Source organism: Agromyces bauzanensis (assembly GCF_014645655.1).
Lineage (GTDB): Bacteria > Actinomycetota > Actinomycetes > Actinomycetales > Microbacteriaceae > Agromyces > Agromyces bauzanensis.
In genome coordinates this window covers 49,622-76,134 of sequence record NZ_BMMD01000002.1, presented here as the reverse complement: position 1 = coordinate 76,134, position 26,513 = coordinate 49,622, and the positions used below count along the sequence as shown (strand labels likewise).

Here is a 26,513-nt window from a genome sequence, read left to right as displayed (position 1 = left end):
ATGCCGGGGGAGCAGCCGATCGACCGCCAATTCGGTGACCTGAGCGTCACCCAGCTCGTCGTCATGGCGGGTCTGCCGGGCGCGGGAAAGTCGACGATCGCGGAGATCGTCGGTGCCCGCCTCGGTGCGACCGTCGTGTCGGTCGATCCCATCGAGTCGGCGATCCTGCGCGCCGGGATCGACGCCGACCAGCCGACGGGCCTCGCGGCCTACCTCGTCGCCGAACAGATCGCGGAGAAGGAGCTGGAATCCGGTCGCACCGTGATCGTCGACGCCGTGAACGCCGCGGAGGCGGCGCGCCTGCAGTGGCGCGATCTGGCCGACCGCACCGATGTGCGACTGCGCGTCATCGAGGTGGTCTGCTCCGACGAGCGACTGCATCGGGACCGCCTGGAGAAGCGCGAGCGCGGTCTGCCGCATCTCGACGAGACGACGTGGCGTGCCGTGGAACAGAGCCTCGAGGGCTACGCGGCGTGGTCGGGGCCGAGTTCGGCACTGCCGCGCGTGACGATCGACAGTGTCGGTTCGCTCGGATCGAACGTCGACGCCGCGCTCGCGTTCATCGCGGCGTAGATGCTCCTGCTGCTGCCACCGTCGGAGACCAAGCGCGACGGCGGTGAGGGTGCGCCGCTCGACATCGCGACGCTCGCGTTTCCCGGATTCTCCGCCCTGCGCGTGGAGCTCGTCGAACGTCTCGCGGCCTTGGCCGCGGACGCCGACGCGATGATGCACGCACTGCGGCTCGGGCCGCGCCTCACGTTCGAGGTGGAGCGAAACCGAGCACTGCGCGAGGCGCCCACGATGGCGGCGATCGACCGGTACACGGGCGTGCTGTTCGACGCGCTCGACGCAGGCTCGCTCGACGAACCGTCGCGGTCGTTCGCAGCCGACACGGTGATGGTGCACTCGGCGCTGTTCGGCCCCGTCGGTGCGCTCGATGCGATTCCGGCATACCGGTTGTCGCACGACTCGCACCTGCCGGGACTGTCGCTCCGTAGCCACTGGCGGGACGCGATCGCATCGCGACTCGCCGCGCACCGGGGCGTGATCGTCGATCTGCGCTCGGAAGGATACGCCGAGCTCGGACCCGCGCCCGCCCGCGCGAACAGTGCGTTCGTGCGCGTCGTGGCGGAGGGCGCCGACGGTCGACGGCGTGCTCCGAACCACTTCAACAAGCAGGCAAAGGGCCGCTTCACGCGCGCCCTCCTCGAATCGCGGCCCGACGTCGCATCGCTCGACGAGCTCGTCGACTGGGCCACGACCGCGGGGTTCACGTTCGAACTCCTGTCGGAGTCGTCGGGCGGCGCACCCCACGAGCTCGAGCTCGTCGCCTGAGCGCGCGCCGCGCCGTTGCCTCAGTCCACGCCGGTGATCGTCGCGCTCCGCGCCCGGTGACAGCCGGCGAGGTGATCGTCGACCATGCCCGCGGCCTGCATGAGCGCGTACATGGTGGTCGGTCCGACGAAGCGGAAGCCCCGCTTGCGGAGCGCCGTGCTCATCGCCGTCGACTCGGGTGTCACCGCGGGCACCTCCGCGAAGGACCCCGGCGATGACGCTCGGGGCGCAGGCGCGAAGCTCCACAGGAACCCGGTGAGCGGCTCGTTGAGGGCGAGCGTCGCGCGCGCGTTCTGGATGGTCGCCTCGATCTTACCGCGGTGCCGGATGATGCGCGGGTCGCCGAGCAGGCGCTCGACGTCGGCCTCGGTCATGGCCGCGACGCGTTCGACATCGAACCCGTGGAAGAGCTCGCGGAAGGCGGGGCGCCGCCGCAGGATCGTGATCCATGACAGGCCGGCCTGGAACCCCTCGAGGCAGACCTTCTCGAACAGCCGCACCGGGTCGTGCTGCGGTGTGCCCCACTCCTCGTCGTGGTAGCGACGGTACTCTGGATCGCTCGCTCCCCAGGCGCAGCGGAGCAGTCCGTCTTCGCCCTCGACGAGCTCGGCGCGCGGCACCACGCTCACGCGGCGAAGCCGATGCGCTCGTGGCCGAGGAGCCAGAGCTTCGTGGGGATGCCCTCGCCGCCCGAGTAGCCGGTGATTCGCCCGTCGGATGCGAGCACCCGATGGCACCCGACGATGATCGGCACCGGGTTCGCGCCGACGGCGCCGCCGATCGCGCGGGCCGAGCCGGGCCTGCCGACCGCCGCGGCGAGCGCTCCGTAGGAGGTGGCCTCGCCCCAGCCGAGCCGCTCGAGCTCGCCCCAGACCGCCCGTTGGAACGGTGTGCCGACGAGTCGCACCGGCACATCGAACTCGGTGCGGGTGCCGGCGAAGTACTCGACGAGCTGCTCGCACGCGGCGTCGAGGACGTCGTTCGAGCGCTCGGGCTCCCCGTCGTGGGGGAGCACGCCGTCGCGCTCGATCGTGAGGGCGGTGACGGCGACCTCGTCGCCGACGAGCTCGAGGCGCCCGATGGGGCTGTCGAGGCGGGTGAGGAACACGGTGGTCATACTTCGAGGGTAGCCGCGGCATCCGACATCGACTCGCGGGAATCGGACATCGCGGAACGCGCGCGGGATCGGCTGCTGCGGAGGACGAGTGGGCTCGCGGAGACGTCGCGCGGCCGGCCCCGCCGCCGCATAGGCTGGGGAAATGACCGGACTGGAATACCGTCCCCTCGGCCGCTCCGGCCTCCGAGTCTCGGCGGTCGGGCTCGGCGGCAACAACTTCGGCCGCGCGGGCACGGCCACCGAGACCCGGGCGGGCACCGACGCGGTCGTCACCGCGGCACTCGAGTCGGGCGTCACGCTCATCGACACCGCTGACGTGTACGGTCGCGAGTACGGGCTGAGCGAGGCACTGCTCGGCAGCGCGCTGCGCGGCCGCCGCGCCGAGGTCGTCATCGCGACGAAGTTCGGGCACTCGACGATTCCGTCGCCACTGCCGTCGTGGGGTGCGGGCGGCTCGAGGCGATACATCCGGCTGGCGGTCGAGGGGTCGCTGCGCCGGCTGCAGACCGACTGGATCGACCTCTACCAGCTCCACACGCCCGATCCCGGCACCCCCATCGACGAGACGCTCGCCGCGCTCGACGACCTCGTGCGCGAGGGCAAGGTCCGCTACCTCGGCCACTCCAACCTGGTCGGCTGGCAGCTGGCCGAGGCCGATCTCGTCGCACGCGAGCTCGGGACCGCGCGATTCATCTCGGCGCAGAACGAGTACAGCCTGCTCGCCCGCGGCGCCGAGGCCGAGGTCCTGCCCGCCGCGCGGCGCTTCGGCGTCGGGTTCCTGCCGTACTTCCCGTTGCAGAACGGCCTGCTGACCGGCAAGTTCCGCCGCGACGAGCGCCCGGCCGACACGCGGATCATGCGGCAGCGGCCCCACTTGGTGGAGCATGCGCCGTGGGACGAACTCGACCGCTACCGCGCGTGGGCGTCGGACCGCGGCCTCACGATGCTCGAGGCGACCTTCGGCTGGATGCTCGCCCAGCCCGCGCTCACGAGCGTCATCGCGGGCGCCACGACGTCCGCGCAGATCCGCCAGAACGCCGCCGCGGGCGCGGCCTGGCAGCCGACCGCCGCCCAGGTGGCGGAGATCTCCGAGATCTTCGGCGGGCGCTGACCCGACTCGTCCTCGACAGCGAGGGAGGCGGCCGGAACGTCGTACCCCGACGTCGCGGTCAGGGACGAATGGATGCCGCAGCCGCACGCTGTCGGCATGACGACCATCATCCGCGCCGAGGCGGCGCACGACTTCCTGGCCATCGTTCCGGCCCTCACGGGCTACACGCCGACGCGATCCCTCGTCTGCGTCGCCTTCCGCGGCACTCGCAGCCTGGGGGTGCTCCGATACGACCTGCCCAGGCGCGCCCGCGATCGCGACGCCGTGGCCTCCGCCGCGGTCGGCACCGTCTGCCGGATGGCGGGCGTGGACGCGATCGTCCCGATCGTCTACACGGAGGCGACCTTCGCCCGTCGCGGTGCCATGCCTGAGCGCGCGCTCCTCGAGCTCGTCGTGGCGCGAGCCGAGGAGGCCGGGTTCCTCGTCCGCGACGCGCTCTGCGTGGCGACCGACGGCTGGGGCTCCGCGCTCGATCCCGAGACGCCGGCGCAGGGGCATCCGCTCGACCTGATCGCGTCCAGCCATGCCGCCTCGGACCCCGGATGCCCCGTGCCCGATCCCGCCGGCGCCGCGGGCCTCGCGACGCTGCCCCAGCCGGACCCCGACCTCGCCGCCCGGGTGGCGCACCTGCTCGACGTCTGCGACGCCGACGACCGGATCGACGCCTTCGGCGGGCGGCGACGGTCGCGCGAGCTCGAGCGGCTGCTGGAGGCTCTCGGAGCTGTCGTCGATCCGGTCGAACTCGTGGAGGCGCTCCTGGGGGCCGAGCCCGGCACGAGTGATGCCGACGCGATGGCGTGGTTGGTCCACCTCGCGGGCCAGCCGGCCTTCCGGGACGCCATGATGCTGCAGTTCGCGTTCGGGCGGGCAATCGGCGAGCTGGCGCTCGACGACGCGGTGGATACGAACGTCAGGGCGGCGGAGAACGGTGAGCGCGTGAGCGAGCTCGTCGCGAGGGAGCACTCCGAGCGGGGCCCCGAGACCGTCGGCAGCCTCCTCGCCCGGCTCCTGCTCGGGCAGAGCACGTCACGACCCGCCCCCGAGCGGGTGGAGCGTGCGATCGCGGTGCTCCGGCACGCCCTCGCCCACGCGCCCGAGCATCGTCGGCCAGGGCCGCTGTGCATGGCGGGATGGCTCGCCTGGACGCTCGGACGGGGATCGGCCGCCGGAGCCCTCGTCGATCGCGCCCTCGAGATCGATCCATCCCACACGATGGCTGGACTCCTCGCCGCGTATCTCGGCACCGGCGCCATCCCCGAGTGGGCGTTCGCCGACGGCGCGCGGGCCGGCGACGCCGCGCCCACGGAGGAGGTCAGTGACCCGTGAGCGGTGCGATCAGTCGCGCCGCGACCGACGGCCGGCGCGTGATCTGCTCCTCGAGATCGGCCGCCCGCATGCCGAGGATCCCGAGGTTCGCGCCTGCGAAGCGCAGCGGCTCCGGTTCCCAGAGGGGCGAGCGATGGTTCGCCCACGGCAACCGGGTGAGCGGGGTGTCCCGGCCGAGCACGAGGTCGGCGAGCGTGCGGCCGGCGAGGTTCGTCGTCGACAACCCGTCGCCCACGTAGCCGCCCGCGGAGCCCACGCCCGTGCTCGGATTGTAGCTCGCAGTGGCGTGCCAGTCGCGCGCGACGCCGAGCGGTCCGCCCCAGCGGTGCGTGATGCGGGTGTCGCGGGCGGCGGGGAAGAGCTCGCGCAGGGCGTGGTGCAGGTGCTCGAACACCCGCTCGACGCGTTCGAATGCGGGATCGACCGCGCTGCCCCAGTGGTACCGGGCCCCGCGCCCGCCGAACGCGAAGCGGTTGTCGGCGGTGCGCTGCCCGTAGACGAGCAGGTGGCGGTAGTCGCTGAAGGTGTGGCCGTGCTCGATGCCGATCTCCTCCCAGACCTCGTCGGGGAGCGGCCCGGTGGCGATCATGAGGGAGTAGAGCGGGAGGACGTGTCGGCGCACCCGCGGCAGCCGTGAGCCGTATCCCTCGAGCGCGACGATGACGTGACGGGCCCACGCCGTGCGCTCTTCGCCGCCGTCGACGCCGCGGAACCGAACCCGACCGGCCGCCCAGTCGACGACCTCGGTGCGCTCGAAGATCGCGACGCCGAGCGACTCGACGACATTCGCGAGGCCGCGCACCAGCTTCGCCGGGTGCACGCGCGCGCACGCCGGGTCGAACGTCGCGCCCGGATCGCCGTCGTCCGCCCCGGTCACGGTGAACCTCGCCGCGACCGTGCGCCCGTCCCAGTACTCGGTTCGGTCGACCTCGAACCGGCGCGCCTCGTCGACGTCGGCCTGTGCGGAGCGGCGCTGCACCCCGGTGCGGGCGAACACCACCGTGCCGCCCCGCTCGTAGTCGCAGTCGATGCCCTCGGCCTCGGCGACGCGGCCGACCTCGTCGACCGTGTCGATCATGGCGCGGCGCATCGCGACGGCCTCGTCGAATCCATGTTCGCGCTCGAGGGAGGCCGCCGATCGCGGGAAGAGCGCCGAGCACCACCCGCCGTTCCGGCCGGAGGCGCCGAACCCGGCGATCTCGCGCTCGAGCACGGCGATCCGGAGCGACGGGTCGGCCTTCGCGAGTTCGTACGCCGTCCAGAGCCCGGTCAGCCCGCCGCCGACGACGCAGACGTCGAACCGCGCGTCGGCCGTCAACGGGGCCCGGGGCGCGAGGTGGTCGCGCCCCGAGACCACGAGGTCGTCGAACCAGAAGCTCGCCCGCCGGTACGACGCCTGCGACGCATCCGTGGGCGCAGGCTGCCGCACTCCCGCCATCAGACGCGTGCGGGAACGAGGAGGTGCTCTCCGCCGTGCTCGTGGCCTCGGAAGTCGGCCGCACGGTTCGTGGCCTCGGTGAGCACGCCGCGCAGGATCTGCTCGATCTCCTGGAACTCGGGCTCGCCGATCGTGAGCGGCGGGGCGAGCTGGATCACGGGGTCTCCGCGGTCGTCCGCGCGGCAGTAGAGGCCGGCGTCGTACAGCGCCTTCGACAGGAAGCCCCGGAGCAGGTGCTCCGACTCCTCGTCGTTGAAGGTCTCCCGGGTCGCCTTGTCCTTCACGAGCTCGATGCCGAAGAAGTAGCCGTCGCCGCGCACGTCGCCGACGATCGGGATGTCGAGCAGCTTCTGGAGCTCGGCACGGAACAGCGGCGAGTTCTCACGGACGCGCTCGTTGAGGCCCTCCTCCTCGAAGATGTCGAGATTCTCGAGCGCCACCGCAGCCGACACCGGGTGCCCACCGAAGGTGTAGCCGTGGTAGAACGACGTCGTGCCGGTCTTGAACGGCTCGTAGATCCGCTCCGAGATGATCGTCGCGCCGATCGGGGAGTACCCCGAGGTCATCCCCTTGGCGCACGTGATCATGTCGGGCTGGAACCCGTAGGTGGTCGAGGCGAACATGTTCCCGATGCGGCCGAAGCCCGTGATCACCTCGTCGGCGACGAGCAGCACGTCGTACTGGTCGCAGATCTCGCGCACGCGCCGGAAGTAGCCGGGGGGCGGCGGGAAGCATCCGCCCGAGTTCTGCACGGGCTCCAGGAAGACCGCCGCGATCGTCTCGGGGCCTTCGAAGAGGATCATCTCCTCGATGCGATTCGCGGCCCAGATGCCGAACGCCTCCACGTCGTCGGACGGCGCGCCGACGTCGGCCGCACGGTAGAAGTTCGTGTTTGGCACGCGGAAGCCGCCGGGGGTGACCGGTTCGAACATCTCCTTCATCGCCGGGATGCCCGTGATGGCGAGGGCGCCCTGCGGTGTGCCGTGATAGGCGACCGCCCTCGAGATGACCTTGTGCTTCGTCGGCCGGCCCTTGAGCTTCCAGTAGTACTTGGCGAGCTTGAACGCCGTCTCGACGGCCTCGCCCCCGCCGGTCGAGAAGAAGACGTGGTTCAGGTCGCCGGGGGCGTAGCCGGCGAGACGGTCGGCGAGTTCGATGGCCGACGGGTGGGCGTACGACCAGATCGGGAAGAAGGCGAGCTGCTCGGCCTGCTTCGCCGCCGCCTCGGCGAGTCGGCGGCGTCCGTGTCCCGCGTTCACCACGAAGAGGCCCGAGAGCCCGTCGATGTACTCCCGGCCGTGGATGTCGTAGATGTGATGGCCGACGCCGCGCGTGATGATGGGAACCCCGGACGTCTCCATCGTCGACTGGCGTGCGAAGTGCATCCAGAGGTGGTCCTTCGCCTTCTGCTGCAGCGCGGCGTCATCGTAGCCGGTGGTCCCGGCATTCGTCGCCGAGTCGAGGGTGGTCATTGCTGTCCTCCTTTGGCGGGGTGCCCGCTCAGCGGGTGCCCCAGTTGTAGAACTGCTTCTGCAGCTTCAGGTAGACGAACGTCTCGGTGCTCAGCACGCCGGGCAGGCCCCGGATGCGCGAGTTGAGGAGGTCGATGAGCTCCTCGTCGTTCTCGCATACGACCTCGGCGAGCAGGTCGAAACTGCCGGCCGTGAGCACGACGTAGTCGATCTCGGCGATCTCGGAGAGACGCTCGGCGAGCTCTCGCGTGTCGCCGCCCGCGCGGATGCCGATCATCGCCTGCCGGGTGAACCCGAGCTGCATCGGGTCGGTCACGGCGACGATCTGCATCACGCCCGACTCGGTGAGCCGCTGGACGCGCTGCCGCACGGCCGCCTCGCTCAGCCCGACCGCCTTGCCGATGTCGGCGTACGACCGGCGCCCGTCGGCCTGCAACTGCTCGATGATCGCCTTCGACACGTCGTCGAGGGTCACCGGGCGCGGCGAAGCCGAGCGGGCTGTGTTCGTCATTCGTCGATTGTGACAGTGGCGGATGCCGCATGCAAGTGAATCAGTCGAATCCTGCCTCCCTGACAACTGATTCCACATCTCAGTCCTCGCCATACCACGAATACGGGCTACCATGGGCCCACGGCGCCGCGGGCCGTGCCGCGACCGGCGCGTCCGGCGCGTCCGGCGCGTCCGAGTCTCGACGACCAGAGGACGTATCTGCATGGGCACCGCACCACTCCGGAGCTTCGTCGGCGGCGAGTACGTCGAGGCGCGCGGCGACGCCGTCATCGACCTCATCGACCCGGCTGCGTCCGGATCGACACCCACATCCCGTTCGTGTCGGACATGCCGCACGACGGGTTCAAGCACTCGGGCTACGGCAAGGACCTCTCGAACCACCGCTTCGAGGACGACACGCGGATCATGCACGTCATGAGCCGCATCGGCTGACGACCGGGCACGACGGTGCCAGACTGGTCGCCATGGTCGCGGGATCCCTCATGAGCGCCGCGGTACCCGGCGCGGTCGCGTGGGACATCGTCGTGGGCGGTCGATTCATCGCCGCGCTCGCCGCGCCCGCGCCCGAAGCCGGCTCATCGGCGCTCGCCGAGGCGGCCGGCGACGAACGCGTGCAGATCGAGGCCCTCGTCGGGTCGATCCCCGTCGGCTCCGCCGGGCAGGTCGACGCGTTCGCGATCGTCTGGTGGCCCAGCGCAGACCCCACCGAGGTCACCGCGGTCGTGCGCGGGAACGCCGTCGTCGACCTCACCTCGCCGGGCGGCACGCGACGGTTCGACGCCCGCGGCATCCGGCCCTGGCATCTCGCCGAGTTCGCCGACGTGGTGGCCCTGCGCATCACCTCCGCCGAGTCCCCCCTCGACCGACTCGGCCACGCCACCGATCCCGTGCCGCACGCGCACGCGAGCCTCTGCGCGACGTCGATCGAATGGGAGTCGGCCCCCGACGCGGCGCGCGACGCGGCGGCGGCGCTCCGAGACGCCACGGCCGCGGCCGCCGGCGCCGACACGATCCTCATGCCACGTCGCGGGGGAGTGCCGTACGGCGAGGAGGACGACACGGTCCACCGGTCGTCGCCGTCGCAACCGGCGGCGACCATGCCCGTGACGATCCCCACGTTCGACGGCGAACTCCCCGGGCATGCCGGCCCGGCCGCGCCGCCGGGCCCCGCGGCGGACGAAGCGACGGAGGCCCCGGCGCCCCCGTCGGCGCTCCCGGCGACCCTCGTGCCCGCCTTCGCCATCGGCGGCGGCCCGCCGCATCCGGTCATCGCGCCCGTGCTCATCGGACGCCGTCCGCTCTCGCCGCGCATCCCGGGCGGCGCGGGCGCCGCGCACGAGCTCGTCACGGTCGACTCGCCGCAGGCCGTGGTCTCGGGCACGCACCTCGAACTGCGCGTGGAGGGCACGCGCCTCGTGGCGACCGACCTGCGCTCCACGAACGGCACCGTCGTGCATGGCGCGTCCGGTACGCGTCGGATGCGGTCGGGTGAGTCGATCGTGGTCCCGCCGGGCACCAGCCTCGACCTCGGAGACGGTACGATCATCGAGATCTTCCTTGCTCCCGCCCCCGGAGCCCCCGCAGCGCCATACCCGACAGACAGCAGGCCGCACCCGTGACGCAGATTGGCAACGGCAACGCCCGGCATCGCGTCGACCTGCCCGACGGCACCGAGCTCGAGATCTCGTGGGCCGCGACGACCGACGCGGGCCTGCGCCGCGAGGTCAATGAAGACAGCTACGTGGCCCAGGCGCCCATCTTCGCCGTGGCCGACGGCATGGGCGGGCACGCGGCCGGCGATTTCGCGAGTGCCGCGGTCGTGACGCGACTGGCCGAGCACGGCGGGAAGCCGCTCATGGGCACGCCGGAGATCGACCAGTCGCTGCGACTCGCCGTCCAGGACATGGGCCGCGGCGCGGGGGTCACCGACGAGGGCAGCGGCACGACCGTCACGGGCGCCGCGCTCGGCGCGATCTCCGACGAGCCAGCCTGGATCGTCTTCAACATCGGCGACTCGCGCGTGTACCGCCTCGTCGGCGGCGTGCTCGAGCAGCTCACGGTGGACCACTCGATCGTGCAGGAGCTCGTCGACGCCGGCCAGATCACGCGCGAAGAGGCCGATACGCACCCGCACTCGAACGTGATCACGCGCGCCGTCGGCTTCCACGAGGCGCCGATCCCCGACTACCGCGCCATCGCGATCGAGGAGGGGATGCGCCTGCTCATCTGCTCCGACGGGCTCACCAAGGAGCTCACGGCGTACGGGATCCGCCACTTCCTCATGGCCAACCGCAAGGCGGACGCCGCGGCGCGCCAACTCGTCGAGGCCGCGCTCGGCAACGGCGGACGCGACAACGTGACGGTGATCGTGGTCGACGTGCTGAAGGTCGCGCGCCCGTCCGGGGCACGGCACAGCGCCGGCGGCGGCGACCTGCACTGACGGATGCCGCGGGCCCGGCCCGAGCCCGGTGAGCATCGCCTCGTCGCGGCATCCCTCGCCAACCTACAATGGGGGGCACCGGTCGCCGCCGGGTTCACGGGTGGCGTCGAGGCACCGGAGTGCAGGGAGGAACGTGTCGAGGCGTCTGCCGTCCACCCCGCCGAACCTGCCCGGGTTCGCGTTCATCCGCGTGCTCGGTTCCGGCGGGTTCGCCGACGTGTTCCTCTACGAGCAGAACATGCCGCGGCGGCTCGTCGCCGTGAAGGTGCTCCTCGCAGAGGTCGTGAACGACGAGATGCGCCAGATGTTCCAGGCCGAGGCGAACATCATGGCCCAGCTCTCCTCGCACCCGTCGATCCTCACCGTCTACCAGGCATCCGTCGCGGCCGACGGTCGCCCGTACCTCGTCATGGAGTACTGCTCCGCCGCGCTGGGGCAGCGCTATCGTGCCGTGCAGCTGCCGCTCGCCGAGGCGCTCTCGATCGGGGTGCGCATCGCGAGCGCGGTCGAGACCGCGCACCGACAGGGCGTGCTGCACCGCGACATCAAGCCGTCGAACATCCTGACGACGGCCTACGGGCACCCCGTGCTCAGCGACTTCGGCATCGCCGCCACGCTCGGCGAGGCGGAGAAGAGCGATACCGTCGGCCTGTCCATCCCCTGGTCGGCGCCCGAGGTGCTGCACGACGACGTGTCGGGCACCGTCGCCAGCGAGGTGTGGTCGCTCGGCGCGACCGTGTACTCGCTCGTCGCGGGGCGCAGCCCGTTCGAGGTGCCAGGGGGCGACAACTCCTCGATCACGCTGATGTCTCGAATCGAGAAGGCCAGGCCCGCGCCGACCGGGCGCGTCGATGTGCCCGCGAGCCTCGAGCGCGTGCTGGCGCGCGCGATGTCGCGCCGGCCGAAGTGCCGCCAGGCGACCGCGCTCGAGTTCATCCGCGACCTGCAGGCGGTCGAGGAGGAGCTCGGCCTTCCGCAGACGCCGCTCGAGGTGGCGATGGACGACTGGGCTCTGGCCACCGCGGTCGACCTCGACGAGCGGACCCACATCAACGGGCAGCACGCACTCGACAGTCGCGGCCCGCGTCGGCGCACCCGGCGGTCCACGTTGCACCGGTCCGGCTCGGGGCTGGGTGCCGACTCGCACCTGCGCGAGGGGTCGACCGGTCGCGGACGCACCGCGCCGCCGACCACGAGGCGCCTCGCGTGGGGCATCTCGCTGGCCGCGGCGTTGCTCGTCGCGGTCGTCGGCGCAGGCATCCTCACGGTCGTGCAGGGGTCGAGGACGATTCCCGTCGTCACGGACGTGCGGGGCGAGGTCGACGGCGCCGCCGTGGTGTTCACGTGGGACGATCCGGGCATCGAAGGCGGCGACGCGTACGTCGTCACGGTCGACGGCGAGCCCTGGCCCATGCAGCGTGCGGCACGGGTCGACGTCGCGGTCGACGGCGGCGACCGCGTGTGCGCGAGCGTCACCGTCACGCGGGACGGCAAATCGGGCAGCCCGAGCGCCGAGCGCTGCGTCGACGTCGAGGCGGAGGTCGGCTGATGCGGATGCGGCGGCTCACGGCCCACCGGTCGGCGCTTGCGACGGCGGGCGCCGTCACCGCGATCGTCGGCATCGTGGCGGGCGTCGCCGTGGCATCCGGCGGCTACGCGGCACAGCGGATCGACCTCGGCGACGCCGCCGTCTGGGTCGTGAACGACGGGTTGCAGGCCGTGGGCCGCGCGAACACCGCGATCCACGAGTTGAACTCGGTCGTCGAGACGGGGGGATCGGCGACGGAGGTCGTGCAGCGCGGGTCCACCGTGCTCCTCTTCGATCCCGACCGGGCGAGCGTCGGCGTCGTCGACGCGACGACCTCGTCGGTCATCGACACGATCGCGGTGCCGCCCGAGACCACCGCCGTCGCGCTCGCAGGCTCGCGCGTGGTCGTCTCGGCGGACGGCGGCGTCTGGTCGGTGCCGGTCGCGGAGTTCGCCGACTTCGACAGCGAGGCCGACCCGGTCCTCACCTTCGGCGCTGGCGCCGTGACGAGCGTCGATCCGGCGGGCGTCATGTTCGCGTACACGCCGTCGACGGGGGCGATCGCGCGGGTCGACGCCGCCGAGGCCGAGACCGTCGCGGCCAGGTGGCAGGTGCCGCCCGCCGGCGGCGATCCCGAGGTGCAGATCACGTCGGTCGACGGCCGCTGGGCCGTGCTCGACGTGACGGCCCGCACGCTCTGGCTCGACGGCCGGGAGGTCGACCTGACCGGTGTCCTGGAGTCGTCGTCCGATCCGGTGCTGCAGGCGCCGGCGGTCGACGGCGAGTCGGTCGCGATCGCGCATCGCAGGGGGCTCGTGACGGTGCGCCTCGACGGCGGTGAGCCTCAGGTGCTCGTCGACGATGTCGTGGGCTCGCCGGCCGCGCCGGTCATCCACGGCGGATGCCTGCACGCGGCGTGGGCCCGAGGCGAGGCGCGGCGCTTCTGCCCCGGGTCGCGGCCGCGAGAGGTCGATCTCGATCGGGCGTCGGGCGCCGGGACATTCGTGTTCCTCTCGAACGGCGAGGCGCTCGTGCTCAACGACCGCGCGAGCGGGAGGTCGTGGGCGGCCTCGGGCGACTACGGGCTCATCGACAACTGGGACGCCCTCATGCAGGACGATCGCAACGAGGAGACGATCGAGCAGAACGACCCCGACCAGAAGCCCACGATCGAGAAGAGCCAGGTGCCGCCGGTCGCGATGCCCGACGAGTTCGGGGCGCGGCCCGGACGGTCAACGCTGCTGCCGGTGCTCCTCAACGACTACGACGCGAACGGCGACGTGCTCGTCGTCGACGGCGTCGACGGCGACCTGCCGGAGGGTGCGCGGCTCGACACCGTGTCGGACAACCAGCAGCTGCAGCTCACGCTCGGCGACGAGGCATCCGGAACCGTGTCGTTCGCCTACACCGTCGGAGACGGACGCGGCGGCACGGCCCAGGCCACCGTGACCGTGGCTGTGCGCGACCCCGACGAGAACGCGCCGCCGGTGCAGCAGCGCGAGACGAAGGCATCGGTCGAGAGCGGCGGGCGACTCACCACGGCGGTTCTCGGCGACTGGGTCGACCCCGACGGCGACCCGTTCTTCCTCCGCGAGGCGGCCGTCGGGGAGCCCGACGCCGTCTCATCGACCGCGGACGGCGTCGTCGTCTTCGACGAGAAGGGCGGAGCGGGCGCCGCCCGCGGCGTCTCCCTCGTGGTCTCGGACGGGCGTGACGACGGTGCGGGCGTGCTCACCGTTTCGGTGCGCGCCCCCGGCGACGTCCCGCTCGTCGCCGAGCCGTTCGTGGCGCTCGCGACGGCGGGCGAGGAGATCCGCGTCGACCCGCTGCGACACGTGCGCGGCGGTTCAGGTCACGCACGCCTGAGCGCGGTGCCTGCCAAGCCCGACGTGGAGATCGCGCCCGACTTCGACGGCGGCAGCTTCTGGTTCACGAGCGTCGCCGTGCGCACGCACTACCTCGAGTACACGGTGAGCGACGGCGCTGCCACGGCGACGGGCCTCGTCCGCGTGGACGTCTCGGCGCCGCCCGACCGCGACACGACACCTATCACCGTGCCGCACTCCGCGTTCCTCAGGCTCGACCAGCCCGTCGACGTCGACGTGCTCGCGACCGACATCGACCCCACGGGCGGCGTGCTCATCGTCACCGGCCTCACCGCCGACAGCGAGGCGGAGGCCGAGGGCGTCCGCGTGGAGGTCATCGACCACCGCATCCTCCGTGTCACGCTCACGCAACCGCTCGCCACGGGGTCGACGACGTTCGGCTACCGAGTGAGCAACGGCCTGGCCGAGGCTGAGGGCGAGGTCACGCTCGTCGAGGTGCCCGACCCGAGCCGTACCCAGCCGCCGGTCGCGGCGCCCGACACGATCTCGGCGCGCACGGGCGACGTCGTCGACATCGCCGTGCTGGACAACGACGAGCACCCCGATTCGCTGCCCATCTCGCTCGCATCCGATCTCATCGAGCTGCCCGAGGCCGGGTTGCTGTTCACGGCGGGCGATCGACTGCGCTACTTCGCGCCCGACGAGCCCGGCGAGTTCGAGGCGACGTACCGCGTCGACGGGCCCGACGGCCAGTTCGCGACGGCGACCGTGCACATCTCGGTGCGAGAGGCCGACCCCGAGACGAACACGCCACCGGTGCCGCGAACGGTGACCGCACGCGTGCTCGCGGGTGACACCGTGCGCATCCGGATCCCCCTCGGCGGCGCAGATCCCGACGGCGACTCGGTGCAGCTGCTCGGGCAGGAGTCCAACCCCGATCGCGGCGCGGTCGTCGCGCGCGGCGGCGACTGGCTCGAGTACGAGGCGGGCGAGTACTCGGCGGGCACCGACACGTTCCAGTACGCCGTGGTCGATGCGCTGGGCGCGCGCGCGACCGGCTCGATCCGGGTGGGCGTCGCCCCGCGCCTCGACGGCGCCCGTGCCCCGATCGCGGTCGAGGACGTCATCACGGTGCGTCCCGGTCGCACCATCGCCGTGCGCGTGCTCGAGAACGACTCCGATCCCGATGGGGGAGCGCTCGTGCTCCGATCCGTCGAACCCAACACGCCGGGGGCGACCGCGCGCATCGACGGCGAGACGATCCGGGTCGAGGTGCCGGAGGGCGAGGGCGACTACGCCTTCATCTACACGATCGAGAACGAGCGCCTCGGCGCCGCATCGAACTTCCTCCGGGTGGAGGCGCGCACCGATGCGCCCCTCGCCCGACCGGAGGCGGGCGACACCGTGCTCACCCTCAGCGACATCCTCGGCGAGGAGTCCGTGGACGTGGCGGTGCTGCGCAACGTCTTCCTCGCCGATGGCGATGCGGCCGACCTCGACGTCGGGCTCGTCGACGGCTACGACGACGGCGCACAGGTGCGCCGCGACGGCTCCATCCGCGTCGAGGTCGAGGACGAGCGGCGCATCGTCCCGTTCTCGGTCAGCCATCCCGAGGACCCCGCGGTCACCGCGTACGCGTTCATCTGGGTGCCCGGCCGCGATGACGCGCTCCCGCAGCTGCGACGGGACGCGCCCGAGGTGCGCGTGCAGAGCGGCGAGGAGGTCGTGCTCGAGCTCGAGGAGTACGTCATCGCCGCGTCGGGCCGGCCGGTGCGGATCACCGACGCCGCGACCGTGCGGGCCTCGCACAGCGACGGCACCGACCTCGTGGTCGACGAGGACACCATTCGATTCCGCAGCGAGCCCGGCTACTTCGGCCCGGCCTCGCTCTCGTTCACAGTCACCGACGGCGAATCGCCCGGCGATCCCACCGCACGCACGGGCACCATCGTCATCCCGATCGTGGTCGAGCCGACCGAGGACCAGCCGCCGGCCTTCACGGGCGGGATCATCGACTTCGAGCCCGGCCGGTCGAAGACCATCGACCTCGTGAAGCTCACCAACTACCCGTACCCCGATGCGCTCGACGAGCTCGCCTTCCGGGTACTGCCGCCCGAACCCGCAGGCTTCGGGATGTCGCTCGACGGCCAGGAGCTCACGATCACGACGGCCGAGTCGACGCCCACCGGCGCGCGGCAGTCGGTGTCGATCGCCGTCGCGGACGATCGGGGCGACGGCAAGCCCGGCCGCATCGAGCTGCGCGTCGTGCCGTCGACTCGTCCGCTCGCGCAGCCCGTCGCCGACCTCGCGGTCGCCGCCAGGGGTCGCACGACCACGATCGACGTGCTCGCGAACGACCGCTCGACCAACCCGTTCCCCGGAACGCCGCTGCGCGTCGTGGGTGTGCGCGGCCTCGGCGACCGGCTGCCAGCGGGCGTCTCCATCGAACCGAGCGAGGACCGTTCGACCCTCACGGTCGACGTCTCCAGTGGAGCTGCGCCGGTCAACACGACGCTGCAGTACCAGGTCGCCGACGCCACCGACGACCCGAGCCGGTACGCGTGGGGCACCGTGACCATCTCGGTGCAGGATCGCCCCGACCCGGTGACTGGCGCGCAGGTGACCGGGTTCGGCGACGGAACGCTCGACGTCGTATTCGGGGCCGGGGGCTTCAACAACTCGCCGATCACCGGGTACGACATCTCGCTGGTCGCACCCGGCGGCGAGGTCGTCGGCACGTCGACGTGCGTCGCGACGACCTGCACCGTCCCGACGCCGGGCAATGGACAGGCGAACGCGGTCATCGTGCGGGTGCAGGCGCGCAACGCCATCGGCCTCTCGGATCCCGTCGACGCACCGGGGCCGGTCTGGTCGGACGTCATTCCGCCGCCGCCCACCGGGCTCCGCGCGCTGCCGCTCGACGGGGGCCTGCGCATCGAGTGGGCGCCGGTGGGCACGGGTTCCGGCAGCGCCGTCAGCTCGTACGTCGTCACGGTCGAGGGTGTCTCGAGCGAGGTGGATGCCGCGACGGCGTGCACTGCGACGACATGCGCCACCGAGGTGGGCGGCCTTTCGAACGGCAGCCAGGTGCCGTTCTCGGTCAGCGGCCGCAACGAGGCGTACCCCGCGCTCGCCGTGTGGACGTCGGCCGGCGGCACCGGAGTGCCCTTCGGCGCGCCGATCGCGGGCGGCATCGATGTCGCGGGCGACTCCGCCGCCGGCACGGTCACGGTGTCCTGGTCGCCGTTCTCCGGCAACGGCGACGCGATCGGCGGATACTTCGTGCAGCGCCTCGCCGACGGCCAGGCGTCGGTGCCTTCCGGCCCTCAGGCATGCTCGGTCACGCGCCCGGCACCCGGCGAGGTGGTTGCGCCCGCGAGCGGCGGCACGGTCGCCGAGGTCGTGCAGGTCGGGCCGGATGCCGCGAGCGTGCAGTTCACGGGCACGGCCACCGAGTCCACCCGCTACTCGTTCGTCGTCTGGGGCTTCAACCGCGCGGGCTGCGTCAGCACCGAGGTCGCGGGCATCGTCGTGCGGCCGGCGCCGAGGACCGTCACCGACGTCGCGAGCGCCATGGACTGGATGAACGTGGAGACGTGGGATCGCTACATCTCCGACGTGAACGCCGGGCCGCGTCTCCAGATCGTCGCGGTCGACGCGAACGGGGTCCAGCTCGGCACGCCCGTCGAGTTCAGGGGTTCGGGCTGGCTGCGGTCGCTGCTCGGCCGGCCGTTCGGCGAGGCGACGCGGTTCCAGGTGCGGGAGTGCTCGGCGTGGGGGAGCTGCGGGCCATGGTCGCAGGTGCTGCCCGCGGATCCGCAGCCGACGCTGACCTTCGCCCTGCCGAGCCGCGTGTGGAACGACGCCGGTAAGACCTGGTCGTGGACGGCGGCACCCGAGAACTCCGGCCTGCCGGTCGCCTTCACGTGCGGCGTCGACGGAGACGAGAACGGGCGTGCCGCGCAGTCCGCGACGACGTGCCAGATTCCCGCGGCGAAGCCCGGCGATCGGGTCTGGTTGGATGTTGAGATCGCCGGCGTGACAGCCAGGTACTGGAACCGATGAGCGAGGAGCAGACATGACGATGTCCCCCGAGGAGGCGACGCGCTTCGCGGCGAACCTGGACCGGCTCGTCGGCGCGGTCGAGGAGGTGCTGCTCGGCAAGAACCGCGTCGTCCGGCTCGCGTTCACCGCGTTCCTCAGCGAGGGCCACCTGCTCCTCGACGACGTCCCCGGCACGGGCAAGACGTCGCTCGCGCGGGCGATGGCGCAATCGGTGCACGGTACGAGCAACCGGGTGCAGTTCACACCCGATCTCCTGCCCGGCGACATCACGGGCGTGACCGTCTACGACCAGCGCAGCGGTGCGTTCGAGTTCCATCCCGGGCCGGTGTTCGCCAGCATCGTGCTCGCCGACGAGATCAACCGGGCGAGCCCCAAGACCCAGTCGGCGCTCCTCGAGGTGATGGAGGAAGGCCAAGTCACGGTCGACGGCCAGAGCCACTCCGTCGGGCGCCCGTTCATGGTCATCGCCACCCAGAACCCGGTCGAGCAGGCCGGCACCTACCGCCTCCCCGAGGCGCAGCTCGACCGATTCCTGATGCGCACGTCGATCGGCTACCCCGACCATGCGTCGACGATCCGCATCCTCGAGGGGGCCGACCAGCGTGCGCACGAGCACCGCGTCGAAGCCCAGCTTGACGCCGAGGAGGTCATCGACATGGCCGGACTCGCCCGCACGGTGTACGTCGACCCGACCATCCACGACTACGTCTCGCGGCTCGTCGAGGCGACGCGCACGGCGCGGGAGGTTCGGCTCGGCGTCAGCGTGCGCGGCGCGCTGGCGCTGATCCGCGCGGCGAAGACGCACGCCGCCGGTCGCGGACGCCACTACGTGGTGCCCGACGATGTCAAGGCGCTCGCCGAGCCCGTGCTCGCGCACCGGCTGATCCTCGATCCCGAGGCCGAGTTCGACGGCGTCACCTCGTCGAACCTCATCGCCCAGGTGCTCATCGAGACACCGCCACCGTCCAGCAGGCAGGCCGTGTGACGCTCGCCCAGACCCGCACGACGATCCCCGAGGAGGCGAAGAGAGAGGGCCTGCTCGCGGTCATCATCGCGCGTGCGGTCAGGTGGGCCGCGGTGACGGCCCGCGTGGTCGTACGATGGTCGCGGGCCGTGCAGGGCGTCGTGACGCCGCTCGGCTGGTCGGTCGTCGGGGGCGCCGTCGTGGCGCTCGTGGTCGGCTACGCGCTGGGCTGGGTCGAGTTCATCGCGATCGGCTGGGGCCTCGTGGTGCTCGTGGCCGCGGCATCCGTCTGGCTCGTGGGCAGGGGGGCGTCGACCATCGAGCTCGTGCTGCCGACGCCGCGCGTCGTCGTCGGCGAGGAGGCGGAGGCGCGGCTCATCGCCGCGAATCCCGGGCGCCAGCGGTTCGGCGGCGTTCAGCTCGAGGTGCCCGTCGGCCAGCAGGTCGTCGAGCGGGTGCTCCCCGGCCTGCCCCGCGGCGGCGCCGTCGACGAGCAGTTCCGGATCCCGACCGAGCGACGTGGCATCGTGCGCGTCGGACCGGCGCGCACCGTGCGCGCCGACCCCATCGGCCTCATGCGCCGCGAGATCGTCTGGTCGCAGGTCGTGGAACTCCACGTGCACCCGCGCACGGTGGCGATCGAGGCCCTGAGCACGGGGTTCATCCGCGACCTCGAGGGCTCGCCCACACGGGATCTCACGGCCAGCGACATCGCGTTCCACGCGCTGCGCGAGTACGTGCCGGGCGACGACCGCCGTTTCATCCACTGGAAGAGCTCCGCCAAGACCGGCACCTTCATGGTCCGGCAGTTCGAGGAGACCAGACGCAGTCGGCTCATGGTGCTGCTCGACATCGAGCCGGGCGCGTACACCGACGACGACGAGTTCGAGCTCGCGGTGAGCACCGCGGCATCCGTCGGCGCACGTGCGATCCGCGACGCGCGCACGGTGTCGTTCGTGGTCTCGGGCTCGAGCGCCGCGCGGGCGTCGCGCGGCGGCGCCATGCGGGAGCTGCCGACCGTGTCGCGCGATCGCCTGCTCGACGCGCTCTGCATCGTCGAGCGCGAGGACGAGGCCCTGATGCTCCCGGAGGTCGCCCGCTCCGCGGCCGAGGGGCTGCCCGGCGTGTCCCTCGCCTTCCTCGTGACCGGAACGGCGCGCGGCATCGCCCCGCTGCGTGCCGCGGCATCCCGGTTCCCCGCGGGGATCGATGCGATCGCCGTGCGATGCTCGCCCGAGGGCGAGGCTTCGACGCGCACCATCGCCGGGCTCACGGTGTTCGGGATCGGGTACCTCGAGGACCTGGGCGCACTGTTCGCCAGATCGGCGTCGGTCGCATGAGGCCCCCGCGGCGACCACTCGGAGCCGAGCGGCCGTGGCCGACGGCCATCAGCACCGTGCTCGTCATCGCGATGCTGGCGGCCGCCATGATCCCGTGGTGGCCCGTCTACGAGAGCGAGGCGTTCGTCGTCGCCGCGTCGGTCGCCATCCTCGCCGGCGCTGCCATCGGCGTCCTCGGCGCGAGGTTCCGGTGGCCGGCGTGGCGAACGGTGGTCGCGATGTTCGGCGCCTACCTCGTGCTCGGCGTGCCAGCCGCCGTTCCGGGGCGTGCGCTCGGCGGCGTGCTGCCCACTCCGCAGGGCATCGTCGAGCTCCTCGCCGGCGCGGCACTGTCGTGGAAGCAGCTCGTGACCATCGCGGTGCCGGTCGGCTCCTACCAGGCGCTCCTCGTGCCGCCATTCCTCCTCGGGCTCGTCGCCTCGACGGTCGCGATCACCATCGCCCTGCGCAGCCGCCACCCGTCTGCCGCGGTCGTGCCGCCGGCGCTCCTGCTCCTGGCCGGCATCGCGCTCGGCGTCGTGCACGCGGCGTACGGCGTGGAGACGGGACTCGCCTTCCTCGTCGCCGCCGTCGCCTGGCTCGTCCGGGTGGGCATCGCCAGGCGACGGGCCATCACCACCGCCCGACCGGTGGAGGCCGCCCTCGCCGATGCGCGACGTGTCCTCGGCGCGTCGGTCCTCGTCGCGGTGGCACTCGTCGGCGCGACGACGGCGGCGTTCGCGCTGCCCGTGCCGCACCGCAGTGTCGTGCGCGCCGAGCTGCAGCCACCGTTCGAGCCCGAGGACCACGAGAGCCCGCTCGCCGGTTTCCGGTCGGCCTTCGATCCGGAGGTCGCCGACCGGCCCATGCTCGCCGTCGACGGGCTGCCAACCGGGTGGGGCATCCGGATCGCAACGCTCGACACGTACGACGGCATCGTGTACTCCGTCGGCGGCTCCGACCGCACGGCCGAGTCGGGCCGATTCACGCGTGTGCCCTACCGACTCGACCAGTCCGCCGCCTACGGCGAGCGCGTCGAGGTCGAGGTGTCGGTGCTCGGGTACTCCGACGTGTGGGTGCCGGGCATCGGCCGGCTCGAGCGCATCACGTTCGAGGGCGGGCGCGCCGAGCTCCTCGCCGACGGCTTCTTCTACAACGACGTGACGGGAACGGGGGCGGTGCAGCCGGGCCTCGAGAACGGAGACCACTTCATCGCGAGCTCCGTCGCGCCGCTCGGCGCCGACGACCTCTCCGCGTTGAAGCCCGGAACGAGCGTGCTGCCCGCCGCGCCCGAGCTGCCCGACAAGCTCGCGCGCCTGCTCGAGCAGTGGGCCCCCGCCTCCGACGAACCGGGGGAGCGGCTGGCGGCGATGATCGCGGGCTTCAAGCGCGAGGGGTACGTGAGCCACGGCCTCGAGGACGAGCGACCGAGCCGGTCGGGCCACGCCCTCGACCGGCTGGTCGAGCTCGTCACCGAGCGACCGATGATCGGCGACGGTGAGCAGTACGCGGTCGCGGCGGCGCTCATGGCGCGCCGGATCGGCTTCCCGGCACGTGTCGTGGTGGGCTATCTGCCCGACCAGACCGATCCCGACGACGAGACGGCTGGCGGCGCGACCGTCCTCGTCGGCGGCGAGCTGCAGGCGTGGATCGAGGTGCAGACCGCCGACGGCCGGTGGCTCGCGATCGACCCGAACCCCGAGCCGCGCGAGATCCCCGAGCAGGAGCCCGACGAGCCGACCGTCGTCTCCCGTCCGCAATCGGCCCTGCCGCCGCCGGCCGAGCGCACGCCGGTCGACGACCTCGACGCCGATCCCGAGCTCGCGCTCGACGATCGCGACGGCGGCACCGAGCCCTGGCTCGCCGTGCTGCTGGGCGTGCTCACCACGGCGGGGTTCGTCATCCTCGGCCTCGCCGTCCTCGTGAGCCCGTTCCTCGCGATCATCGCGGCGAAGCTCCGGCGACGCCGGCTCCGCCGTCTCGCCCCGACGCCGGTCGAGCGCATCGAGGGCGGATGGCAGGAGTTCGCCGATACGGCCGCCGACTACGGGTACGCGATCCGGCCGAACGCGACACGCGCCGAGCAGGCCGCGACCGTCGGCGGACTCGGCCCGCTCGTGCTGGCCGCCGTCGTCGATCGCGCGGTGTTCGCGCCCGACGGTCCGTCGGACGGCGCCGACCGGCTCGTCTGGGACTCCGTCGGCGAACTGCAGCAGCGTCTCGGCGCACCGCGGACGCGATGGGAGCGCCTCCGGGCCGCGATCTCCCTGGCCTCTCTCGGCGGGTAGGCTGTCACGCGGAGGGGAGCCAGGTCGTGACATGCCGGATCTGCGGGGCCGTGCTGCCCGAGGGCGCGATGTTCTGTGGCGACTGCGGCAGTTCCACGACCGCAACGCCCGAGTCCCGCCGCCGTCCCGACCCGCGCCCCGGCGACACCAGGATCATGGATGAACCGGTGCATCGCAACAGCGGCGTCATCAGCATCCCCGTCGACGGCGTCCGCCCCACGAGCCCGATCACGACGGTGGATGCCGCGGTCGCCGAGGCACGGCGATCCGTCCACGCGTCGCCCCGCTTCGTGCTCACGTTCAGCACAGGTGAGACGCGCACGGTGTTCGGCACGGGTCTCATCGGGCGCAAGCCGCTGCCGCAGCCCGGGGAGTCGTTCGACCAGCTCGTGCAGATCGCCGATCGCACGCGATCGGTGTCGAAGACGCATCTCGAGTTCGGCGAGCACGAGGGCATGCTCTGGATCGTCGACCGCTTCTCGGGCAACGGGACGATCGTACGCCGGCCCGACGACGGTGCGCTCCGGTGCGAGCCCGGCCGCCGGTACCTGGTGCCGCGCGGAAGCCGCGTCGAGCTCGCGGAGCAGTCCTTCACCGTGGAGTGAACCCGCCGCGCCGATGCGCCGCTCTCGTCCTCCACAGCTGCGCGCAGGTCGCGCGCGGCCTCGGCGACGCGATCCCCGGCGGTCGGAGCGGTCGCCGGGTGATCGAATGAGGCGATGGACCGACCCGACCACGATCCGGCCGAGCCAACCGGCCCGCCGATCGTCCTCCCGCCGCATCCGCCCGAGCCGGCGGCTGCGGGATTCCCACTGCTCGCCACGGTGGCCCCGGTCGCGGGCGCGCTCGTGCTGTGGGTGGTGACGGGGTCGGCGATCTCGCTCGCCTTCGCCGCGCTCGGACCGCTCGTGGCGGTGGCCTCCGTACTCGATGGGCGTCGACAGGCGAGACGCGCCCGCAGCCGGGCGGCCGCCGAGCGGGCCGTGCGACTCGAGGAGGTGCGTGCGGAGGTCGCCGAGCGGCACGCCGAGGAGCGGGTCGCCGCGTGGCGCCGCATGCCATCGGCGCGACGGCTCGCGGAGGCATCTGCCCCCGACTGGCGGGCGACGACGCCCGGCGCCGTGGTCGTCGGGCGCGGCGGGGTCGCGAGCGGGCTGCGTGTCGACGGCACGGCGATCGATGCCGCCGATCGCGAGCTGGTCGCCTTCGCGGGGCGGCTCGAGGACGCCCCCGTGCAGGCGCCCGCCGGCCTCGGCCTCGGCATCGTGGGCCCACCGCCGCTCGCGCGGGCGGCGGCCCGCGGAATGCTCCTGCAGTTGGCGCATCGCTGCCGCCCCGACGTCGTCGGGCTGGAGCTCCCCGAGGGCGAGGAATGGTCGTGGGCGCGGCAGTTGCCGCATCACGGGAGCGGCGGTGACCGGGTGATCCGGGTGGTGGACAACGCGGGTTCTCCCGTCGCGGATCGATCGAGCCCACGTCGCACGGGCGGAGCGGTCGCCCTCGGCGCAGCGGGTGCGGCCGTCGCCGTCGCCGAGGAGGCCGCCTCGCTGCCGCCGGGGCTCGCCACCGTCGTGCACGTCGCCGGACCCGGCGCCGCGACGGTGGACCGTCGCGGCTTCGGAGGGGCGCGCAACGCCGTCGTCCCCGAGCTGGTGGGCATGGTCGAGGCGTCGGGGTGGGCGGATCGCATGCGCGCGGCGGCGGTCCGCGAGGGGTACGCCGTCGTCGCGGCCCTGCCGACCGAGGTCGACTTCGACGGCCTCGTGCAGCCGGCGGGAGTGTTCGGCTCACGCGCCGGCCTGCTCGTGCACGTGGGTGTGCATGCCGGCGGTCCGCTCGAACTCGACCTCGTCGCCGGTGGTCCGCATGCCATCGTCGCGGGCACCACCGGCAGCGGCAAGAGCGAATTCCTGCTCGCCTGGCTCGCCGCCCTGGCTGCCACGCATCCGCCCGATCGGGTCGCGTTCCTCCTCGTCGACTTCAAGGGCGGCGCCGCGTTCGAGCCACTGCACGGCCTGCCCCACGTGACGGGAATCGTGACCGATCTCGACGAACTCGAGGCCGAGCGCGCGGTGCTCAGCCTGCGCGCCGAGCTGCGCCGCCGGGAATCGGTGCTGCGGGCCGAGCAGGCGCGCGACGTCGTCGAGCTCGGGCCCGACGCGGACCTCGCGCGTCTGGTCATCGTCATCGACGAGTTCCAGGCCATGGTCGAGCGGTTCCCCGATCTCGGCGCCGTCATCGCGGACATCGCGGCGCGCGGCCGCTCGCTCGGCGTGCACCTGGTGCTCGCCTCGCAGCGCCCGAACGGGGTCGTCCGCGAGCAGGTCACCTCGAACTGCTCGATCCGGGTATCGCTCAGGGTCATGCAGCGCGGCGACAGCCACGCCGTCGTCGGCACCGAGGCGGCGGCGTCGATCCGGCCCGACACCCCCGGGCGCGGCATCGTCGACGTGGGCGACGGCGTGCCCGTCGCCTTCCAGTCGGCGCGGGTCGGCGCCGGCGCGCTCGCGCGGCTCCGTGCGCGCTACGCCGGCGTCGCGCCGGCGCGGCGACCGTGGCTGGACCCGTTGTCCGCGAACCTCCAGCCCGGCGAGCTCGACCTCGCGGCGGCATCCGCCCGTCTCGAGCCCGGTTCGCTCGCGATCGGGCTCGTCGACGTCCCCGACCGCCAGCGGTACGACGTGCTGGCCTGGACGCCCGCCGTCGACGGGCACCTGCTCGTGCTCGGCGCCCCGGGCAGCGGGCGCACCACCGCACTCGCGGCCGTCGCTCGCGCCGCCGAGCGCCGTGACCCGGCGAGCCTCGTGCGCCTGGACGGCCCCAGGAGCCGACGGTGGGACACCCTGCAAGCGGTGCTCGGGCGCGTCGAGCGATCCGAGCCCGGCACGCGGCTCCTGCTCATCGTCGACGACCTCGACACCGGCTTCCGCGAGTGGCCCGACGAGCACCGGCACGCGGCCATCGCCGCGCTCGAGGTCGTCCTCCGCGACGGGCGGCAGGCCGGGGTGCACGTGGCCGCCGCAGCGAGTCTCGCCCACCGGCTCGGTGCCGGGATCCGGGAGGCGTTCGGCCGTCAGCTGTTCCTCCGCCATCCGAGCCGCGCCGACCTCGTGCACGCCGGTGGCACGGGCGAGCTCTGGCGCGCCCACGAGCCGCCAGGGTCGGGCCAGTGGGACGCCCACCGGGCACAGGTCGTGCACGCACCGCCGCTGCCCGCCGAGCGCCTCCCCGACCCGGAGCCTCTCGACATCGACGAGGGCCTGTACGCCGTGGTGTCCGCTGCGCCGAGGGCCGACCTCTCCACGCTTCGGGAGGCCGGGCTCGATGCGCAGCTGCTCGAGCCCATCGGCCACCCGGCCGTGCGCGCCGTCACGGCCGGCGATGGGGTCGGGCCGACGGGCGCCCGTGTCGTCGTGGGCGACGCCGACGCATGGGCCGCGAACTGGTCGCTCGCCGCCGCGGTGCGCGAGGAGGCCACGGTCGTCGTGCACGGCGGTCCGCGAGAGCACCGGGTGTTCCAGGCGGGCCCGGGCCTGCCGCCGCTCCTCGACGACAGCGCGACCCAGTGCGTCGTGACAGGCCCCGCTGCGGGCCCGCTGCGGGCCGGGTGGCCGCCACGAGCCAGACGCAACTGAAACCGTCGGCCGAGTACCGATCCGGCGCGGAATCCGAACGCTATGTCGTCAGAAATTAACGATTCGGACATGATCGCGTGATTCTCGGCCCCCAATGTGGCAATATCAACCCACCCCTTGCACGCGCAGCACCGAATG

The 26,513-nt window shown here is 72.7% G+C and carries 18 protein-coding genes and 1 pseudogene; 14 read left to right on the top strand and 5 right to left on the bottom strand.

The features are described 5' to 3' along the window. Both IEX31_RS02625 and IEX31_RS02620 read left to right on the top strand, forming a co-directional pair. A complete protein-coding gene (locus IEX31_RS02625; RefSeq protein WP_188741890.1) occupies nucleotides 1-573 on the top strand; it encodes a P-loop nucleotide/nucleoside kinase family protein in 573 nt (190 codons plus the stop codon). Next, nucleotides 574-1,335, top strand: coding sequence for a YaaA family protein (locus IEX31_RS02620; protein WP_188741889.1), 762 nt, complete (start codon nucleotides 574-576; stop codon nucleotides 1,333-1,335). Nucleotides 1,336-1,355: 20 nt separating this feature from the next. Here the strand turns inward: IEX31_RS02620 and IEX31_RS02615 are convergent, their stop codons facing one another. Beyond that, a complete protein-coding gene (locus IEX31_RS02615; RefSeq protein WP_188742110.1) occupies nucleotides 1,356-1,955 on the bottom strand; it encodes a DNA-3-methyladenine glycosylase I in 600 nt (199 codons plus the stop codon). Nucleotides 1,956-1,960: 5 nt separating this feature from the next. Beyond that, on the bottom strand, nucleotides 1,961-2,452 hold the full coding sequence (locus IEX31_RS02610; protein ID WP_188741888.1) for a methylated-DNA--[protein]-cysteine S-methyltransferase: 492 nt from the start codon (nucleotides 2,450-2,452) through the stop codon (nucleotides 1,961-1,963). 142 nt (nucleotides 2,453-2,594) lie between these two features. On the opposite strand from IEX31_RS02610, the gene IEX31_RS02605 reads away from it, so the two are divergent. Beyond that, a complete protein-coding gene (locus IEX31_RS02605; protein WP_188741887.1) occupies nucleotides 2,595-3,563 on the top strand; it encodes an aldo/keto reductase in 969 nt (322 codons plus the stop codon). Between the two features lie 96 nt (nucleotides 3,564-3,659). Next, nucleotides 3,660-4,889, top strand: coding sequence for a DUF4192 family protein (locus IEX31_RS02600; RefSeq protein WP_188741886.1), 1,230 nt, complete (start codon nucleotides 3,660-3,662; stop codon nucleotides 4,887-4,889). Here the strand turns inward: IEX31_RS02600 and IEX31_RS02595 are convergent. From IEX31_RS02595 to IEX31_RS02585, 3 genes are read right to left on the bottom strand one after another with little or no spacing between them, the layout of a single operon-like run. Then, nucleotides 4,876-6,318, bottom strand: coding sequence for an NAD(P)/FAD-dependent oxidoreductase (locus tag IEX31_RS02595; protein WP_229662060.1), 1,443 nt, complete (start codon nucleotides 6,316-6,318; stop codon nucleotides 4,876-4,878). The genes IEX31_RS02600 and IEX31_RS02595 overlap by 14 nt on opposite strands. Nucleotides 6,319-6,326: 8 nt before the next feature. After that, a complete protein-coding gene (locus IEX31_RS02590; RefSeq protein ID WP_188741884.1) occupies nucleotides 6,327-7,799 on the bottom strand; it encodes an aspartate aminotransferase family protein in 1,473 nt (490 codons plus the stop codon). A 28-nt stretch (nucleotides 7,800-7,827) separates the two neighbouring features. Further along, nucleotides 7,828-8,310 (bottom strand): Lrp/AsnC family transcriptional regulator, encoded by a 483-nt coding sequence (locus tag IEX31_RS02585; protein ID WP_188741883.1) that lies wholly within the window; start codon nucleotides 8,308-8,310, stop codon nucleotides 7,828-7,830. Between the two features lie 285 nt (nucleotides 8,311-8,595). On the opposite strand from IEX31_RS02585, the pseudogene IEX31_RS02580 reads away from it, so the two are divergent. The 10 genes and pseudogenes from IEX31_RS02580 to IEX31_RS02535 form a co-directional block, all read left to right on the top strand. Next, a pseudogene (locus IEX31_RS02580) lies at nucleotides 8,596-8,742 on the top strand (gamma-aminobutyraldehyde dehydrogenase); the annotation flags it as partial. A gap of 32 nt (nucleotides 8,743-8,774) precedes the next feature. Continuing rightward, nucleotides 8,775-9,929, top strand: a complete 1,155-nt coding sequence (locus tag IEX31_RS02575) for an FHA domain-containing protein (protein WP_188741882.1) — start codon at nucleotides 8,775-8,777, stop codon at nucleotides 9,927-9,929. Beyond that, nucleotides 9,926-10,750: a PP2C family protein-serine/threonine phosphatase gene (locus IEX31_RS02570; protein WP_188741881.1), complete on the top strand. Its 825-nt coding sequence runs from the start codon at nucleotides 9,926-9,928 to the stop codon at nucleotides 10,748-10,750. Before IEX31_RS02575 ends, IEX31_RS02570 begins: the two co-directional genes overlap by 4 nt. 133 nt (nucleotides 10,751-10,883) lie before the next feature. After that, nucleotides 10,884-12,299, top strand: a complete 1,416-nt coding sequence (locus tag IEX31_RS02565; RefSeq protein ID WP_188741880.1) for a serine/threonine-protein kinase — start codon at nucleotides 10,884-10,886, stop codon at nucleotides 12,297-12,299. Nucleotides 12,300-12,304: 5 nt separating this feature from the next. Beyond that, nucleotides 12,305-18,169, top strand: coding sequence for an Ig-like domain-containing protein (locus IEX31_RS02560; RefSeq protein WP_188741879.1), 5,865 nt, complete (start codon nucleotides 12,305-12,307; stop codon nucleotides 18,167-18,169). A gap of 13 nt (nucleotides 18,170-18,182) precedes the next feature. Further along, the gene (locus IEX31_RS02555) at nucleotides 18,183-19,154 is read left to right on the top strand and encodes an AAA family ATPase (RefSeq protein ID WP_188741878.1); all 972 of its coding nucleotides are present in this window, start codon (nucleotides 18,183-18,185) and stop codon (nucleotides 19,152-19,154) included. Further along, entirely contained in the window at nucleotides 19,151-20,473 is a 1,323-nt protein-coding gene (locus tag IEX31_RS02550; protein ID WP_188741877.1) for a DUF58 domain-containing protein, read from the top strand. The genes IEX31_RS02555 and IEX31_RS02550 overlap by 4 nt, the downstream gene beginning before the upstream one ends. Continuing rightward, nucleotides 20,470-22,740 (top strand): transglutaminase TgpA family protein, encoded by a 2,271-nt coding sequence (locus IEX31_RS02545; protein WP_188741876.1) that lies wholly within the window; start codon nucleotides 20,470-20,472, stop codon nucleotides 22,738-22,740. The genes IEX31_RS02550 and IEX31_RS02545 overlap by 4 nt, the downstream gene beginning before the upstream one ends. A gap of 155 nt (nucleotides 22,741-22,895) precedes the next feature. Beyond that, a complete protein-coding gene (locus IEX31_RS02540) occupies nucleotides 22,896-23,345 on the top strand; it encodes an FHA domain-containing protein (RefSeq protein ID WP_188741875.1) in 450 nt (149 codons plus the stop codon). Nucleotides 23,346-23,459: 114 nt separating this feature from the next. Then, nucleotides 23,460-26,375: an FtsK/SpoIIIE domain-containing protein gene (locus IEX31_RS02535; RefSeq protein WP_188741874.1), complete on the top strand. Its 2,916-nt coding sequence runs from the start codon at nucleotides 23,460-23,462 to the stop codon at nucleotides 26,373-26,375. The last annotated feature ends 138 nt before the right edge of the window (nucleotides 26,376-26,513 follow it).

Bases quoted from the DNA above. Each gene is read 5' to 3' on its own strand.
- IEX31_RS02625 (WP_188741890.1), top strand. From the start codon at position 1: ATGCCGGGGGAGCAGCCGATCGACCGCCAATTCGGTGACCTGAGCGTC.
- IEX31_RS02620 (WP_188741889.1), top strand. From the start codon at position 574: ATGCTCCTGCTGCTGCCACCGTCGGAGACCAAGCGCGACGGCGGTGAG.
- IEX31_RS02610 (WP_188741888.1), bottom strand. From the start codon at position 2,452: ATGACCACCGTGTTCCTCACCCGCCTCGACAGCCCCATCGGGCGCCTC.
- IEX31_RS02605 (WP_188741887.1), top strand. From the start codon at position 2,595: ATGACCGGACTGGAATACCGTCCCCTCGGCCGCTCCGGCCTCCGAGTC.
- IEX31_RS02600 (WP_188741886.1), top strand. From the start codon at position 3,660: ATGACGACCATCATCCGCGCCGAGGCGGCGCACGACTTCCTGGCCATC.
- IEX31_RS02590 (WP_188741884.1), bottom strand. From the start codon at position 7,799: ATGACCACCCTCGACTCGGCGACGAATGCCGGGACCACCGGCTACGAT.
- IEX31_RS02585 (WP_188741883.1), bottom strand. From the start codon at position 8,310: ATGACGAACACAGCCCGCTCGGCTTCGCCGCGCCCGGTGACCCTCGAC.
- IEX31_RS02575 (WP_188741882.1), top strand. From the start codon at position 8,775: ATGGTCGCGGGATCCCTCATGAGCGCCGCGGTACCCGGCGCGGTCGCG.
- IEX31_RS02560 (WP_188741879.1), top strand. From the start codon at position 12,305: ATGCGGCGGCTCACGGCCCACCGGTCGGCGCTTGCGACGGCGGGCGCC.
- IEX31_RS02555 (WP_188741878.1), top strand. From the start codon at position 18,183: ATGACGATGTCCCCCGAGGAGGCGACGCGCTTCGCGGCGAACCTGGAC.
- IEX31_RS02545 (WP_188741876.1), top strand. From the start codon at position 20,470: ATGAGGCCCCCGCGGCGACCACTCGGAGCCGAGCGGCCGTGGCCGACG.
- IEX31_RS02540 (WP_188741875.1), top strand. From the start codon at position 22,896: ATGGATGAACCGGTGCATCGCAACAGCGGCGTCATCAGCATCCCCGTC.
- IEX31_RS02535 (WP_188741874.1), top strand. From the start codon at position 23,460: ATGGACCGACCCGACCACGATCCGGCCGAGCCAACCGGCCCGCCGATC.